The following is a 14,679-nucleotide window of genomic DNA, read 5'->3' on the forward strand; positions in this document are numbered from 1 at the left end:
GTACAAACGAGCGAACGAGAACAAGTGATGAACTTAAAACAGTGCTGGGCACACTACACAAAAGCAGAAGAACTTTTAAAAGCTGGTCATTGGCCTCAAGCCCACTATTTGCTTGAAGATGTCCTGCATAACCTTCCCAATCATCTTGAGAACACAGCACGAGATCCTGCTGCCAAGCCGTGCCAGCTTGTTTGTCTGATTTCAGGATTACACGATGCCGCTATCCATCAGGCTGAGATCCTAAATAATATGGGACAGCAGAAACGGGCTTTTGACGCACTCAATCAGGCTTATGGATTGCTTCAGTTTATGTCGATTGAAAGAAGCGACCTGATTTCGGCAGTCGCGTCTGTTCTCGATAAACACAGCACCAACTTATTGATGCATTTAAGTGCTTTTTGTCTCGCACAAAGGGACGCAAACTGGCAATTGGAATATCAGGATATTGAAAAAGCTCACCAGTACTTTACTCAGCTAAAACTCTCTTACGGCCTATGTTTAGAAACACCGACACTTAACTAAACTGAGTTGATTAGAAGTAATGAGATATGGCTAAGTAACGAGTACGGATATGTTCTATCAGCAAACGGACTTTGTTCGGTGGCTGACGTGTAAACGGGTAGACTGCGTAAATTCCAAGCTTCTTACCCACCTGCTCTGGGAAAATATCCACTAATTCGCCGTTTCGAAAATCATGATATACCAAGCATCTCGGCACATAAGCAATACCGTGCCCTCCAAGCGCAGCTTTGCGCAGTGCGGTCGCATTATCTGTTGAAAAAGTGCCAGAGACTTTAACGATATAGTTACCTTTGCTGCCCTTAAACTCCCAGTCACTCGCCCCTGTGGTCTGATACGCGTATTGCAGGCAATTATGGTTGACCAAATCTTCTGGTTTAAGTGGTTTACCGTTGCGTGCGATGTACGAAGGGGAAGCACACACTACCCATTGCGAATCCAATATATGACGCGCAATCAAACTGGAATCGTCCAGATAACCGGTACGGATAACTAAGTCATAGCCCCCTTCCACCAAATCAACAAAGCGATTGTCGAGTGACATATCCACTGTTAATCCCGGATGCATATTGCAAAATTCCGCTACTGCATCGGCGAGAATCAGATCGCCAGAAATAGAAGGTACGGACATCTTAATGTGCCCGCTGATGTTCTCGCCAAATCCCGCCACTGCATCCATCGCTTCCTGAGTGGCTTGCTTCACATTTTTCGCACTCGACATCAAAGCCTTACCCGCTTCGGTCAAAGTTAATTTACGCGTTGTTCGATATAATAACTGCACACTCAGCTCTTCTTCCAAACGCGCAATTCTTTTGCTAACTACCGAATTTGTCAGGTTATTTTGTTCAGCCACTTTACTAAAACTGCCAAATTCAACCACTTGGGAAAACAAGATTAAATCGTCTGCACGCATCAAATTATGTCACTTTTGGAAATAATGAATTTCATTATTTCCCTATATTAAGAAAAAGGAAAGCGCTAGATTCACATTTAATTAACACGATAATTACAATAACTCCCGTTAGGAGAAGCAATGCGTATCTACCCTGCAAAACCACAAAAAGTGTATTTCTACGCCACGTGTCTGGTGGATCTGTTTGACCCTCAAGCAGGGCTAGATGCGATAACCCTTCTTGAACAGCAAGGGCTTGAAGTTATCTTCGTTGAAAAACAAACCTGTTGCGGACAGCCCGCTTACACCTCGGGCTATGACGACCAAGCCAAGAAAGTGGCATTGAGCCAAATCGCGCTGTTTCCTGAACCTTATCCAGTGATTGTGTTATCGGGTTCGTGTGGCGGCATGATGCACCATCATTACCGACGCTTATTCAAAGAGGATTCCCAGCAAGATCAGGTTAACGAATTCTGTGACAGAGTGTTCGAACTGACTGAATTCTTAGTCAATGTCTGCCGTGTCAAGCTGACGGATACTGGCGAACCCACTTCCGTGGTCATGCATACCTCCTGTGCCGCTCGTCGGGAAATGAATGTCCATGTTACGGCCACAGAACTGCTGAATCAGCTTGAAAGTGTTGAGCTTCGCATGCAGGACTACGAGAGTGAATGTTGTGGATTCGGCGGCACCTTTTCAGTCCGTCACCCCAATATTTCTCAAGCCATGGTTGAAGATAAAACCCATCACATTACTCAAACCAACGCAGAGACGTTAGTCAGTGCCGATTGGGGATGTCTGCTCAATATCAATGGCGCTTTGCAATACCAAGGTAAAGAACTACAAGGCCGCCACCTAGCAAGTTTCTTATTAGAGCGCACCAAAGGAGCACAATCATGAGTCAGACTCCTCAACAGTTTCATCTTCAGGCAAAAACCGCGTTAGAAGATCCTCAACTACGCGCTAATTTTCGTGGGGCCATGGACTACCTGAGAGATAAGCGTAAAACGGCATTTTCAGATGCAAAAGAAGAGAAAGCGATTCGTGATTTAGCGGAATCTATCCGACAACGCTGCCTGAGTAAGTTGCCGACATTACTGGAACAACTTGAACAGAAATGTTCCCAAAACGGTATTTATGTCCATTGGGCGGAAAACCCAGAACAAGCTAATGGCATTATCGCCGAAATAGCGCAGCGCCATCAGGCGAGAATGATCATCAAAGGTAAGTCGATGGTCAGCGAAGAGATCGAGATGAACCATGAAATGGCAAAACTCGGTATTGAATGTTTAGAAAGCGATATGGGGGAATACATTGTCCAGCTTGACGGCGACAAACCATCTCACATCATCATGCCAGCGATTCATAAGAATAAACAGGAAGTGAGTGATACCTTCGAGAAAAATCTTGATGGCTTTACGCCAACTTTCGATGTTGATGAACTGATTCAAACGGGGCGCACCCGTCTTCGTCAGAAATTTCACGATGCTGATATTGGTCTCTCAGGGGTTAATTTTGCCGTAGCTGAAACTGGCACGCTTTGCTTGGTTGAAAACGAAGGAAATGGCCGGATGTCGACCACGATCCCTAAGGTTCATATTGCCATCACAGGCATAGAAAAGGTGGTTGAATACCTTGCCGATGTTCCGCCGCTTTATAGTGCTTTAACTCGCTCAGCAACAGGTCAGGCTATCACCACCTATTTCAATATGATCACTTCGCCGCGCAAAAAAGGCGAGAAAGACGGTCCGCGAGAAGTGCATTTGGTCTTACTTGATAATGGTCGCAGTCAGGCCTATCAAGACGAGGAAATGCGTAAAACACTGCAATGCATCCGCTGCGGCGCTTGTATGAACCACTGTCCGGTTTACACCAAAATTGGCGGGCACGCTTATGGAACCGTTTATCCGGGGCCGATTGGCAAAATCATTTCACCTCATCTCTTAGGTTTAGAAGCGACACAAGATTTGGTTACCGCCTCAAGCTTATGCGGCGCGTGCGGTGAAGTTTGCCCAGTACGAATTCCAATTCCTGAACTGTTACAACGCCTGCGCAGAGAAGCAAAACATGATGCGAAATCAGGTAACACGGTTATGGAAGGACAGAAAGCCGCGCACAGCAATCTAGAAAGTATGGCGATGACAAGCTTTGCCTTTGCAGCAACGCACCCTACTTTTTACCACTCTGCAACAGGGCTTACCACCAAGATGCAAGCGCTTATCCCAAACAAGCTTGGCGCGTGGACACAATGTCGAACCGCACCAAAACCTGCGAGTAAAACCTTGCATCAGTTGCTCAAAGAAAAGCAAACCAGGGCAGACGACCACTCAGGTAACAAAAGTAGTGAGGACAAATCATGAGTACGGCACGCGATAACATCTTAAAAAGACTCAGAAACGCCAACGCTATGCCAGTCCAAAGCACAGAAATTGCTTTCGAACCTTGGGGTTTCGATAAGAGTAAAACTGAGCAGGAAAAAATGGCGCGATTTTGCCAAGCGCTCACCGCAAGCCATGCTCAGGTCATTCAACTAGAGAGTTCAGAAATTGGTGCGACTCTAGAGACGATCAGCTTAGAAAAAGGATGGCACCGAGCCGCCATTGGCACTGAAGGGGAATGGATTAACGACTTCAGACAAGGCTTAAGAGCGCTAGATATTATTGAATATCAGAATGACATCGAAAATTGGAAAAGTGCGCTGTTCCATGAAGTAGATGTGGGGGTCACACATGTATTAGCAGGCATTGCTGACACTGGCGCTCTGGTCTTATGGCCAAGTGTGCAAGAACCAAGAACATTATCACTGGTACCGCCCTGCCATATTGCTGTGATGCGCGCATCTACGTTACACAATCACTTTCTTGAAGTGATGGCTGAACAAAACTGGGCAGCAAACATGCCGACCAACGCACTTTTGATATCGGGGCCTTCCAAAACGGCTGACATTCAACAAACCTTAGCTTATGGCGCACATGGACCAAGCGAACTTATCGTCCTCATTGTTAAAGATAAATAGACGAAAGATAAATAATAGATGAACGGTAAGTCATCGCGTAAATGGCAACGAGATAACTAAAATGGAAATCAAAACTCGATATCAACAACTGATAGATGTTCTGAAAACTGAAATCGACGAAGAACGCATTATCACTCAGGAAGCCCAAAGACTCGCTTACGGTACAGACGCCAGCTTTTATCGGCTTATTCCACAAGTAGTGCTGCGTCTGAATAGCCTTGAAGAGGTGGTATTCACCATTAAGAGCTGTGAGAAATTAGCTTTACCTTTTACCTTCCGAGCGGCAGGTACGAGCTTGTCCGGCCAAGCCGTGTCAGACTCTGTACTGATTACCTTAACCGATGATTGGCGTAAGCATCAGATCTTAGAACAAGGCGAAAAAATCCGTTTGCAACCGGGCGTGATTGGCGCAGACGCCAACAAATATCTCGCGCCTTTCCAACGCAAAATAGGCCCAGATCCAGCCTCGATAAACACCTGCAAAATTGGCGGTATTGCTGCAAACAATGCCAGCGGTATGTGCTGCGGCACCGCGCAAAATTCTTATCAAACTGTCGATAATATGAAGGTGGTGTTTGCAGATGGTCTGGTGTTGGATACCAGTGATTCAAACAGCGTAGAAGTATTTAAGCAACAAAGAAGTGACCTTGTTTCTGGACTAGAAACGTTAAGAAAAGAGACGCTGGCGAACAAAGAACTGAGCGATCGAATCAAGCACAAATATCGCTTAAAAAACACAACCGGCTACGCCCTTAACACACTGGTCGATTATGATGACCCGATTGATATCCTGAAACACCTGTTTATTGGATCTGAAGGTACACTCGGCTTTATCGCCGAAATTACCTATAACACTGTGGTCGAACACAGCTATAAAGCCTCTGCATTGCTGGTATTTGAAAATATCGAGCAAGCAAGCCAAGCCGTAATCACGTTAAAACAATCCCCCGTTGCTGCAGTTGAAATGATGGATGGCAGAGCGATGCGTTCTGTCGCCGACAAAGCGGGTATGCCTGATTTCATCAAGTCTCTCGATTTAGAAGCGGCGGCTTTGCTTATTGAATCTCACGCTAGTCACCATAAAGCATTACAGCACCAATGCGGTGAAGTGATGGAGTCACTGAAAAACTTCAATATCATCGAATCGGTTCCTTTCACCTCGGACGCCAATACTGTCTCAACTCTTTGGGGAATTCGTAAAGGCATGTTCCCTGCGGTCGGAGCGGTAAGAGAAGTGGGAACCACCGTTATTATCGAAGACGTCGCCTTCCCGATTGAAAATCTTGCCAACGGTATTCGCGACCTGCAAAAGCTTTTTGATAAATACCATTATCAAGAAGCGATCATTTTCGGCCATGCGCTGGAAGGCAACCTGCATTTTGTCTTTACTCAAGGATTTGAACAGCAACAGGAAATCGAGCGATACGGAGCCTTTATGGATGACGTCGCAGATTTGGTTGCGGTGAAATACCAAGGTTCATTAAAAGCGGAACACGGTACGGGGCGAAACATGGCTCCGTATGTTGAACTCGAATGGGGTAAAGAAGGCTATGCATTGATGCAAAAAATCAAAGCCTTATTTGATCCAAACGGTTTGTTGAATCCTGGGGTAATCATCAACAGTAACCCCAAAGCGCACTTAGATAACTTGAAACTGATGCCAGCGGCAGATGAACTTGTAGATCGCTGTATTGAATGTGGATTCTGCGAACCTGTTTGCCCTTCTAGAACGCTGACGTTGTCACCACGTCAACGTATCGTTCTCTACCGTGAGCTTCGACGTCGACGCAAAAACGGAGAACAGGCATCAGCTGAAGAACTAAATAAAGTGTTCGAATACCAAGGTCTAGACACTTGTGCCGCAACCGGACTGTGCGCCGACCGATGTCCCGTTGGAATCAATACTGGCGATCTTGTAAAAAAACTGCGCAGTGCAAAATACGAAAAGTTCACACCAATAGCACGTTGGACAGCAGATCATTTTTCCGCCACAACAGCGTTAACACGCTCTGCTTTAAAAATGAATAAGCTCGCTTCTGGAATCCTAGGTGAAACATCGGTCAAACGTATTGTCGAAGGTACGCGAAAACTGACTCATGGGAAAACGCCTGTTTGGCTTGCAGAGATGCCGCAAGCAAACCGCTATCCGCTTGAGAAAGCGGCCAGTGACCTTCCGCAACGCGACAAGAAAGTGGTTTATCTTCCATCATGTGCCAGCCGTAGCATGGGGCAACAAACCGATGCGACAGATCAGCGCCCATTAACGGAAGTGACTCTTTCCATTCTCAATAAAGCCGGATACGAGGTAATTCTCCCTGACGATATTAATCAACAGTGCTGCGGGATGCCTTATGACAGTAAAGGTATGAGTGACATTGCCAATGATAAAGCTCATCAACTGGAAGAAGTACTATGGAAAGCCAGTCAGTTTGGTCGTTACCCAGTGTTAATGGATACCAGTCCATGTGCTAAACGCAGCATTGAGAGGTTCACAAAACCGCTAAAAATTTACGAGCCTTCTGGGTTTGTAAGCCAATACTTGCTGGAACATCTCAGTATCACGCCGAAGCAAGAAACCGTGATGCTGCATGTAACCTGTAGTTCGCGACGAATGGGGCTCACTAATGCGATGGCGAATCTCGCCAAAGCCTGTGTAAGCAACGTTGTCATACCGGAGCATATTGAATGCTGTGGTTGGGCGGGAGACAAAGGATTTACCACCCCAGAACTCAATGCAGCAGCGGTTCATCCACTCAAAGAGCAAGTACCTGAAGATTGCACAAGAGGATTCAGCAATAGCCGAACCTGTGAAATTGGCTTATCACATCACAGCGGAATCACCTATCAGTCGATTCTATATCTGGTTGACGAGGTCTCCAGACCCATTTTATAAAAACGAATGAATAAAAACTAACGAATAGCAGCAAAGCTAGCTATTAGATAGATAGAAGCTAACCATTTATTTGGTTAGCTTCTCATTTAATGATGCTCTGCGAGCTTTGAAGCAATAAACTTTCCATTGGCAGACACACGTGTATCTTGCCCAACTTTCAAATACGCTTTTAAGAAATAGATACCTCGCTTCACCGTCAACAACTCGCCAATAACCTTGACTTGATCACCGACTTTGATCGGGCTGTGATAGCGCACATCTAGCTGAGCAGTTAATGCGGTAATTTGTTGGCTAAGCAAACAATGCGTCATTGCTGCATCGAGCAACGAACTCGCAATTCCTCCATGCAACAAACCAAAGTAACCCTGATGCCGAGGTAACACCGTAAAATCACTCTGCACGGTATGGTCCTGTTTCACCTTGAATTCCGCGCCCAAAGAGTAGTAATTGTTTTCTTCTTTACCACACACTGCACACATGACATGTGATTTATGGAAATGCTTCATATCAATACGTTCCTAACTTTCTGACATGTAAATGATAAATAGCATATGCTATTTAAAGGCATCACAGTTTTCGGTAATCATTGTTTACTCGGAAAATTTTTTGGCATCAGCTTCAATCAATCGACCAAAACGTGACCCAATAACTTTACAGAGCCACAAAAGTTACATAATTATGGTCTAAACTTACTTTGTTTTCGTTTGAGTGTGCGTGCTTTCACTTAATTTGAAATATTCGCTAGTTTATTACGGGTACTTGCGTTATGATGCGCGCGTCCAATCGATTCACGCTCGATAGGTTGTGCGAAGGAAACCTTCCGGTACTAGCGTTTAGCCAGTTATATGTAGAAGCATTTTGTTCAAACGTCACCTAAGTAATAAGCGCCTTCTTTTGGCTAAATAGATTAATTTTTTAAGATTTGGAGACATCATGTCTAACACTACTGGTACCGTTAAATGGTTTAACGAAACTAAAGGTTTTGGTTTCATCGCTCAAGATAACGGCGGCGCAGACGTATTCGTACACTTCCGTGCAATCACTGCAGAAGGTTTCAAAACTCTGAAAGAAGGCCAAAAGGTTTCTTTCACTGTTGAAAACGGCCAAAAAGGCCCACAAGCTGCTAACGTAACTGTTATCTAAGCTTGCTTACAATCTTCGGATTGACGTGAAAAGGTCGCTATATGCGGCCTTTTGTGTTTTTGTTGTCTCCTAATTTCGCTACACATTAGAGGAACCCAATGCGTACTTTTGTTCTTAGAGCACGTTCAGCCCCAACCGATAGTCAAAAACTGCAAGCTGAAGTGGGTGGCAAAGCCCACGCGGAAATTCTTGCACACGGTATTATGAACGCGATTTTCACCGCTCAGTCGCACCGTGAAGATGCTGTTATTCACCTCGTGCTGGAAAGTACCCAAGACTACTCGCGCACCATCACTATTGATGCGAACACCATCAGCGATGTAGGCGGTTTCCACGAGTCGGCGTTAATTGCTCTGTTGGTCAAAGCATTGGATAAATCTCTTGGTATGACCAAAGAACAAATTCGCGAAGTTCAACCTGGTCTAACGGTACAGACAATCAGTTTCGAAGCCTTAGTCACTAAGCTGGCTGATACACACTCTATGTATATGATGGATAAAAAAGGCGAATCCATTCGTACCATCGACATTGGTCCGAACCCTTGCTTCCTTCTGACTGATCATATTCCTATGCCGAAGAAAACCGGTAATTCGCTGAAACGGTTAGGCGTTGAAAAACTCAGCCTAGGTCCAAAAATGCTATTTGCTTCCCAATGTATTACGCTTATTCACAACGAACTTGATATGCGTGAATAAAGGTAAATCATGGCGCACTCTGACAGCGAAGAAATGCTTACTGGCCGCTGCCACTGCGGGAATGTAATGCTAACCATTCCCTACCCTTCAAAAACAGCCACTGAATGTAACTGTTCCATTTGTTCACGTTACGCTTCAATTTGGGGGTATTTCAAACAGTCGCAGGTCACTATCTCGATAAAAGAGTGCGGAGTGGAAAGCTACAGTTGGGGTGACAAAGAAATTCTCTTCTGCCGTTGCAAAAACTGTGGCTGCATTACTCATTATTCATCAGCGAGCAAATCTGACAACGATCGGCTCGCTGTTAACTACCGCATGTTCAACCCAACTCTGCTAAACAACATTAAAATTCGAAATTTTGATGGCGCAGATAGCTGGACCTACCTTGACTAAAATGTATCTCAGACGGTTTGATATGATCCGATGTCAGACCAGTACTACAAATTTAGTGAGATATATCCCGTTTTAACACTACATGCTGTTTGCGTATTGCATTTTTAATTTGGCATGCGTATAAGATGAGCAAATAATAATCATAAACCCTACAACAATAATTAAGTACGCGACGTCTTTTAACCACAAATCTCGTCAAACGCTAGGTGTACATTTTTGAATTATTTTTAGGGTGCTCAACACAATGCGTATTAATAAACCTGTTACACAAAAAGAAGTCCTTTACCCTCCTCATTACAACCTACTCTCTATTACTCAACCGGATAGCCATATTACTTATGCCAGCGCAGAGTTTTGTGAAGTCGCTGGATACAGCCTAGAAGAGATGGTTGGTCAACCTCATAACTTGGTTCGCCATCCGGATATGCCAGAAGCAGCATTTCAGGACATGTGGTCACATTTAAAGAAAGGCCAATCTTGGATGGGATTGGTTAAAAACCGAACTAAATCTGGTGATCACTACTGGGTTGATGCTTTTGCTTCGCCAATTATTGAAAATGGTAAGACTGTCGAATACCAATCCGTCCGCCTGTCACCTAATCGTGAGCATGTTGAGAATGCGGAAAAGGTGTACGCACAGATCCGCGCTAACAAAACGCCCTGGCAGCTCAAGTTACCTAGAACGCGTTTATGGCAGCGTATGACAGTAGGATTTCTTGGCGCCGCAGTCATTGCAGCCGCAGTTGATCATTTCTTGGCAGGTGCTGGTGTCCCAATAATGCTGCTACTAAGTATCTTGACCAGCTACACCTTAACTCGTCGTTTAGAAATAGTGACGGAAACGGCACGCAAAGTGTTTGATAATCCATTAATGGAACTTGTTTACAACAAGCGAGTGGATGACATTTCTGAAATTCAGCTAGCGCTGAAAATGCGCCAGTCTGAATTAAATGCGGTAGTCGGTCGAATTCAGGACTCGAACTTGCAATTGGTTGAAGCGGCTAAAGTTTCGTCCGTAAACTGCAACCACACGGCTGACAACTTAGATGGCCAATCGCGTGAAACTGAGCAAGTGGCGACAGCGATTACTGAAATGAACTCAACCGCCAACGAAATTGCAAGCAATGCACAAGCCGCATCTGCCGCCGCAAACAGTGCCCAGACAGCAGCAAGTGAAGGCATGGATTCTGTCGAAGATACTGTGGGTTCGATTATTCAGCTAGCCAAACAGCTAGATTCGGCCACCACTGTTATCGAAAAACTCTCTGCTCAAAGTGCAACCATCGGTCAGGTTATCGAAGTCATTCAGAGTGTTTCGGATCAGACCAATCTTCTTGCACTAAACGCTGCAATTGAAGCAGCTCGAGCAGGAGAACAAGGTCGAGGATTCGCCGTAGTTGCTGATGAAGTCCGCAAACTGGCGCAACGCAGTTCAGAATCCAGCAGTGAGATACAAAGTATTGTTCAGACTATTCAGAGCAGTACACGTGAAGCGGTGGAAGCCATCAGTCAAGGTAACTCGCTTTCACAAAGTTGTGTGAACAGTGCAAATGATTCTGGTGACAAACTTAAAGCTCTACTGGCGCAAATGGCCGACATTGCTCAGAGAAACGAACATATAGCGACAGCGGTAGATGAAATGGCACGCGTAACGGAAAGCATGAATGTAAGTGTGCAGTCTATCAGCGACGGTTCAGCCGCTACTTTATTGCTAGCAAATGACACCCATGAGCAGTGTAAGGCATTGGTAACAAACCTGGATTCACAGGGTTCTCTGGTTAAACAGTTTAGACGTTTATAGCTGGCGTTTATAAAATCTGAACTCAGTAAAAGGTCTAGCTCAATAGCTAGACCTTTTTTCCATGCACAACATCCTATTTGGGATTGAGGAGCTTGAGAAACTTAAATACCCAACAAAGTTTTAAGATCTTGAACCATAATTTCTGTCGCTCTTACCCCACCCATCGATATATACCAAGCGTTTAGGCTTAAATAAACGATCTGATCCTTTTGAAACGCGATGGTTTGTTTTACTAACTCATTGTCAAACATTTCACGTGTTTGTTCAGATTTAGCGTCTCTTAACTTTTCCCCATCAATGATAAACAGATAATCGGGATTCACTTCTCTAATGAACTCAAACGAGACAAGGTCGCCATGACCGTTGGTTTTCATTTTCTGAGCATCTGTTTGCTGGAAACCAAAGTCATGATACAGCGACGAAAAACGAGACTTTTCTGAAAACGCGGTTACGTTGCCACCAAAATTCATCACGGTAAGCGATTTCGCAGGATGTTGTGCATTAAATGCTTTTATCGCTTTGAAATCTTTATCGATTCGGGAAATGATCTCTTCTACTTTCTCTGAAACCTCAAAAATTCGACCAATAATACGCCACTGTTCTTGAGTACTTTCCCAGTATCCATCAGTAGCATGAGGACTCAGTACTACCATAGGTGCAATCTCAGAAAGCTTTTGATAATTACCAGCCATTCGAGGCCCCGTGATAATCAAATCCGGTTTTTGCGTATAGATATCTTCGTAGCTTGGTTCAAACAAGGTTCCTGCAGAGGGGTAATCACCTTCCGTGTACTTTTTTAAGTAGTCGGGTTGATAATCATGGTTGACGGCAACAGGCGTAATTCCGAAATAATCCAGCATATCCAATGCGCCAGCCCCGATGACTACAACTCTCTGCGGTTTAGTTTCGATGACCGTGGTACCTGCAACATGCTCTATAGTGACTGTTTTTGCATGGGCGGATAAGGAAGCGAACAGTAAACAAAATAACGATAACGCTTTCATACGTGACCTCTGATGATTATGAGCGCGGCTCTGGCGCCCATTCATATTGATTAGTTAAAAGAAAAGTTCTAACGAAGCACCGACAGTTCTCGGTGTTTGACGAAGAGGTTCATTGATGTAGCGTTTATCTCCGATATCCGTAACGCTGTTGTCATTGAACAAGTTTTGGGCGAAGAGGTTCGCTCGACCATTTTTAAACACATAAGATATTTGAGTATTCACAATCCATTTAGGATCAATTCTCAAGCTTTCATCGTTAGACAGATCGGAATAGTAAGCGCCGGTGTAATTGGCATTGGCACTTGCTTCAAACCCATCAGAGAAGTGATACAAAGCACTTAGGCTGGCTGAAAATGCGGGTGCTCGTGGCAGTTCTTTGTTCTCACCGCCTTCAGCAACCGTCTGTGTGTAGTCCGTTTTAAGCAAACCGACTGCAGCCATCAGTTCTAAATCGGCTGTCGCCATCCAGTCAACAGCAACCTCTGCTCCATAAGTTTTTGCATCATCAAGATTTTGGACTAATACATACCCATCAGCTTGGCTCTGTTGAATTTGCATGCCATCGTAATCGTTGTAGAACCAGTTAGATGTTAGGGTAACCGTTCCGTCAGCTAGGCCATGACGTGTGTAAAATTCGTAATTCCAAACATACTCTTCATCGAACTCATAAGCTTTCATCGGCGCCCTGCCGTTACTAGTATTAAAGCTCACACCAGCACCGCCGTTGTTGTAACCTTTACCGGCTTTAAATCCGATGGTTTGGTTGAGTTCAGGACGATATGCCACCTCTAACTTAGGTAAGAACACTGAGACATCTTCATCGGAGTCAATCGTAAATCGAGGCTTAAGATCCGCTTGACGTGTTTTGTTTTCTTGCTCGAAGCGCCCTGCAAATGTCACATCAAACATAGGAGTGATTCGGTACGTTGCTTCACCGAAAGCGGAGGCGGTTTTGGTTTCTCCTCCCATAGGGAAGCCTCTACCTGAAGAAAGGAATTCATCATCTTGATCAGAGCTAAAATAACGAAATCCAAATAACCCACTTAAATTGCTCTGTTCAGTGTGGTAGCGAACCAATGGTTCAACAGAAAGCTCATTTCCTTCAGTAGTAAAATCAGCATGATTTTCGCCAGGTTGAGTAATACGTTCATACTCAAATTCGGTAACGATCAGACGGTTTTCAAAAGTGAAAGCATCGTTGAGTTGCCATTCGACATTCCAAATACCATTGGTGGATTTAGTCTCGTATACCGCCCGCTCTTTTACATAGTTCATCCCGATGTCGTTTTCAGACTGCGGCGAACGAGTGTCACTAAAATCAACAGCTAAAACAGAAGAAAGACCTTGGAACTTATCTGGCTCGATTAACAACTTTGCTCTTGCCACTGTCGTTTCAACTCTTCGGCTATCACCAGCCGGCTCATATGAAGCCAAAGGCAAAGCAGTAAGACGTTTTTGCTGATCAACACTCAGTCTAAAAGCAAGTTGGTCTTGGACAATAGGTGTGTTAACGACAATGGAGTTCTGTGAGTAACCGTGTTCTCCGTAACCACTTTTAACGCGCGTTTCAAATTCATGAACAGGATCGTTAGACTTAATCACTATTGCGCCAGCCGAAGAGTTTCTCCCCTGAACATAACTTTGAGGGCCTAAGTGAACCTCGACTTGCTCAATATCCCATAGAGAACGAGGGCCAAAAGCAATTTCAGAATATGTTAAAGAGCGACCATCGATAGAGAGATTCAACCTTGGTGCGGTTCCGGCAAAACTGGCGATACCGCCTACCGAAGGGCCAGAGCCATCAACCCCACGAATCGAAGGTAAGCTATTTCCTTGACCTACATCGACCATATTTGGTGTGAGCTGCAGTAAATCATCAAGCTGAGTTGCATTTGGCGTAGACTCAAGAGTGCTTTCATCATAAACACGTACACTCGAACTCGTTTCAAAAATCGTTCTTTCTACTTTTTCACCGATTACGGTAACGACTTCTGTTTGCTTTACTGAAGTATCTTTGGCCAGAGCTTGAGTATTGAAAAGAATGCTTGAAATACTTACAGCTAAGATTGTTTTCATTGCTGGGCTACCAGCATTTATTTGAACCTCATTTTGGCGTCGCGATGCCATATTTAATCTCCATATTTGCCACAATTAATGTGGATTCGAATAGCAAGCAGGCTGCTTGTCTGAATTTTCCGGACATGAAGATAATGAGCACCAAGATGCTTATCAAATGATAATTATTATCATTACATTATCACTCGTAACAATGATTTATCTGACTTGCAACGCAAGTAGTTTTGTGAAAGCCATATTCGACTCC

General features: G+C 44.5%; 13 protein-coding genes. 9 read left to right on the top strand and 4 right to left on the bottom strand.

Annotated features, from left to right (window positions below; translation table 11 throughout):
* Positions 1–27: 27 nt before the first annotated feature.
* The gene (locus HKI82_RS00235; RefSeq protein ID WP_102963787.1) at positions 28–522 is read left to right on the top strand and encodes a hypothetical protein; all 495 of its coding nucleotides are present in this window, start codon (positions 28–30) and stop codon (positions 520–522) included.
* 10 nt (positions 523–532) lie between these two features.
* Here HKI82_RS00235 and HKI82_RS00240 read toward each other — a convergent pair whose 3' ends face one another.
* Positions 533–1,432 (bottom strand): LysR family transcriptional regulator, encoded by a 900-nt coding sequence (locus HKI82_RS00240; protein WP_042481155.1) that lies wholly within the window; start codon positions 1,430–1,432, stop codon positions 533–535.
* A gap of 120 nt (positions 1,433–1,552) precedes the next feature.
* On the opposite strand from HKI82_RS00240, the gene HKI82_RS00245 reads away from it, so the two are divergent.
* The 4 genes from HKI82_RS00245 (at position 1,553) to HKI82_RS00260 (ending at position 7,320) form a co-directional block, all read left to right on the top strand.
* The gene (locus HKI82_RS00245; protein WP_171136837.1) at positions 1,553–2,311 is read left to right on the top strand and encodes a (Fe-S)-binding protein; all 759 of its coding nucleotides are present in this window, start codon (positions 1,553–1,555) and stop codon (positions 2,309–2,311) included.
* A complete protein-coding gene (locus tag HKI82_RS00250; RefSeq protein ID WP_171136838.1) occupies positions 2,308–3,771 on the top strand; it encodes a LutB/LldF family L-lactate oxidation iron-sulfur protein in 1,464 nt (487 codons plus the stop codon). The genes HKI82_RS00245 and HKI82_RS00250 overlap by 4 nt, the downstream gene beginning before the upstream one ends.
* A complete protein-coding gene (locus tag HKI82_RS00255) occupies positions 3,768–4,427 on the top strand; it encodes a LutC/YkgG family protein (RefSeq protein ID WP_102941896.1) in 660 nt (219 codons plus the stop codon). Before HKI82_RS00250 ends, HKI82_RS00255 begins: the two co-directional genes overlap by 4 nt.
* Positions 4,428–4,488: 61 nt before the next feature.
* A complete protein-coding gene (locus HKI82_RS00260; protein WP_171136839.1) occupies positions 4,489–7,320 on the top strand; it encodes an FAD-binding and (Fe-S)-binding domain-containing protein in 2,832 nt (943 codons plus the stop codon).
* A gap of 86 nt (positions 7,321–7,406) precedes the next feature.
* On the opposite strand, the gene HKI82_RS00265 is transcribed toward HKI82_RS00260, so the two are convergent.
* Positions 7,407–7,826, bottom strand: coding sequence for a PaaI family thioesterase (locus HKI82_RS00265; RefSeq protein WP_171136840.1), 420 nt, complete (start codon positions 7,824–7,826; stop codon positions 7,407–7,409).
* A 427-nt stretch (positions 7,827–8,253) separates the two neighbouring features.
* Between HKI82_RS00265 and cspE the strand changes: the two genes are divergently transcribed.
* From cspE to HKI82_RS00285, 4 genes are all read left to right on the top strand, one after another.
* Complete coding sequence (gene cspE, locus HKI82_RS00270; protein WP_042481174.1) at positions 8,254–8,463, top strand: transcription antiterminator/RNA stability regulator CspE; 210 nt, start codon at positions 8,254–8,256, stop codon at positions 8,461–8,463.
* A gap of 98 nt (positions 8,464–8,561) precedes the next feature.
* Positions 8,562–9,158, top strand: coding sequence for a tRNA (pseudouridine(54)-N(1))-methyltransferase TrmY (trmY, locus tag HKI82_RS00275; protein WP_171136841.1), 597 nt, complete (start codon positions 8,562–8,564; stop codon positions 9,156–9,158).
* 9 nt (positions 9,159–9,167) lie between these two features.
* Complete coding sequence (locus tag HKI82_RS00280) at positions 9,168–9,551, top strand: GFA family protein (RefSeq protein WP_240956617.1); 384 nt, start codon at positions 9,168–9,170, stop codon at positions 9,549–9,551.
* Between the two features lie 244 nt (positions 9,552–9,795).
* Entirely contained in the window at positions 9,796–11,352 is a 1,557-nt protein-coding gene (locus tag HKI82_RS00285) for a methyl-accepting chemotaxis protein (RefSeq protein WP_171136842.1), read from the top strand.
* 101 nt (positions 11,353–11,453) lie between these two features.
* Here HKI82_RS00285 and HKI82_RS00290 read toward each other — a convergent pair whose 3' ends face one another.
* The gene (locus HKI82_RS00290; protein WP_171136843.1) at positions 11,454–12,356 is read right to left on the bottom strand and encodes a siderophore ABC transporter substrate-binding protein; all 903 of its coding nucleotides are present in this window, start codon (positions 12,354–12,356) and stop codon (positions 11,454–11,456) included.
* 54 nt (positions 12,357–12,410) lie between these two features.
* Positions 12,411–14,483 carry a TonB-dependent receptor gene (locus HKI82_RS00295; RefSeq protein WP_240956618.1) on the bottom strand — a complete coding sequence of 691 codons (2,073 nt, stop codon included), beginning with the start codon at positions 14,481–14,483 and terminating at the stop codon, positions 12,411–12,413.
* Positions 14,484–14,679: the final 196 nt, after the last annotated feature.

Source organism: Vibrio plantisponsor, from assembly GCF_013041605.1.
GTDB classification, from domain to species: domain Bacteria; phylum Pseudomonadota; class Gammaproteobacteria; order Enterobacterales; family Vibrionaceae; genus Vibrio; species Vibrio plantisponsor.